General features: G+C 27.1%; 2 protein-coding genes. Both read right to left on the bottom strand.

What is annotated here, in order from left to right:
• Positions 1-26: 26 nt before the first annotated feature.
• Complete coding sequence (locus tag G3997_RS03495) at positions 27-593, bottom strand: chromate transporter (protein ID WP_296648171.1); 567 nt, start codon at positions 591-593, stop codon at positions 27-29.
• Positions 590-1141 carry a chromate transporter gene (locus tag G3997_RS03490; protein WP_296648168.1) on the bottom strand — a complete coding sequence of 184 codons (552 nt, stop codon included), beginning with the start codon at positions 1139-1141 and terminating at the stop codon, positions 590-592. The genes G3997_RS03495 and G3997_RS03490 overlap by 4 nt, the downstream gene beginning before the upstream one ends.
• Between the last annotated feature and the right edge of the window lie 164 nt (positions 1142-1305).

Genomic DNA, 1305 nt, shown 5'->3' with positions numbered 1-1305 from the left:
TTATTAAAATCATATTTATTTAATAATTATATTTTAAACACTATTCCAGCTAATGCTCCAAGTCCTATAAAAACTATAGGGTGCTTATTAAACTTTTTAGTTAATAAAAATATTACTAAAAATATCATTAAAGCTTTAAAATTTATAACTACATCAAATAAATTATTAGTTTGTAAAAACTTACTTACATTTATTATAGATATTTTTATAATTTCAAACCAAGCAACAGCAATAAGCCCAGTAACAGCTGGCCTTAAACCTTTAAATGCACTATCAACTAATTTACTATTTTTAAATTTATTTAAAAAATTTGCAACTATAACAATTATAATAAATGATGGAAGTACTATAGCAAATGTWGCAACAATTCCTCCAAGTATTCCTCCTGCCTTAAATCCTGCATATGTAGCCATATTTACACCAATAGGTCCTGGTGTTGATTGAGATATAGCTATCATATCAGCAATCATAGACTTTGTAAGCCAAGTATATTTGTCTGATAACTCATATAAAAATGGAAGTGAAGCTAAGCCTCCTCCTATAGTAAATAATCCAACTTTAAAAAACTCTAAAAATAATATTATATAAATCATTTTTCACTACCTCTTTTTCTATTAACAAAATCACTTATAATTCCTATTAATGCTGCAGCTACAACAATGTAAACTACAGATATATTTAAAAATGATGATGCTACAAATGTAGCTACAAATAATATTATTCCAAGTATATCCTTAACAGAGCCTTTTACAAGTTTTATAAGTGCATTAAGTATAAGTACACCAACTGCTATTCTTATTCCAGAAAAAGCATGTTGTACTATATTTAAATCAGAAAAATTATCTATAAATCCTGCTATAGACATTATTATAATAAGTGATGGAAATACAACTCCAGAAGTTGCAAAGGCCGCTCCTATTATTCCTTTTTGTTTATATCCTACRAAAGTTGCAGTATTTACTGCTATTATTCCAGGTGTTGCTTGACCTACTGCATAGTAGTCTAGTAATTCTTCTTCTGTTGCCCATTTATGATTTTCTACAACTTCTTTTTGTAGCATAGGTAACATTGCATATCCTCCACCAAAGGTAAGACCACCTATTCTACAAAATGCCCAAAATAGATTCATTAATTCTTTCAAGTTTTACCTCCTATAAGACTTTATTCTACTGTTAAATTTTACTATTTAYTTAGGTATTAGTCTATGATTTTATGTAGTTTTTATCTGCAAAATTCAATTAGTTCATAGCACTAAAGGTATATCATTACTTTATACACTACATAATTGAAATTATTTATAATGTA

Origin of the sequence: Romboutsia sp. 13368 (assembly GCF_018336475.1) — a bacterium.
Lineage (GTDB): Bacteria > Bacillota > Clostridia > Peptostreptococcales > Peptostreptococcaceae > Romboutsia.
This window is presented reverse-complemented; position numbering and strand designations above follow the sequence as displayed.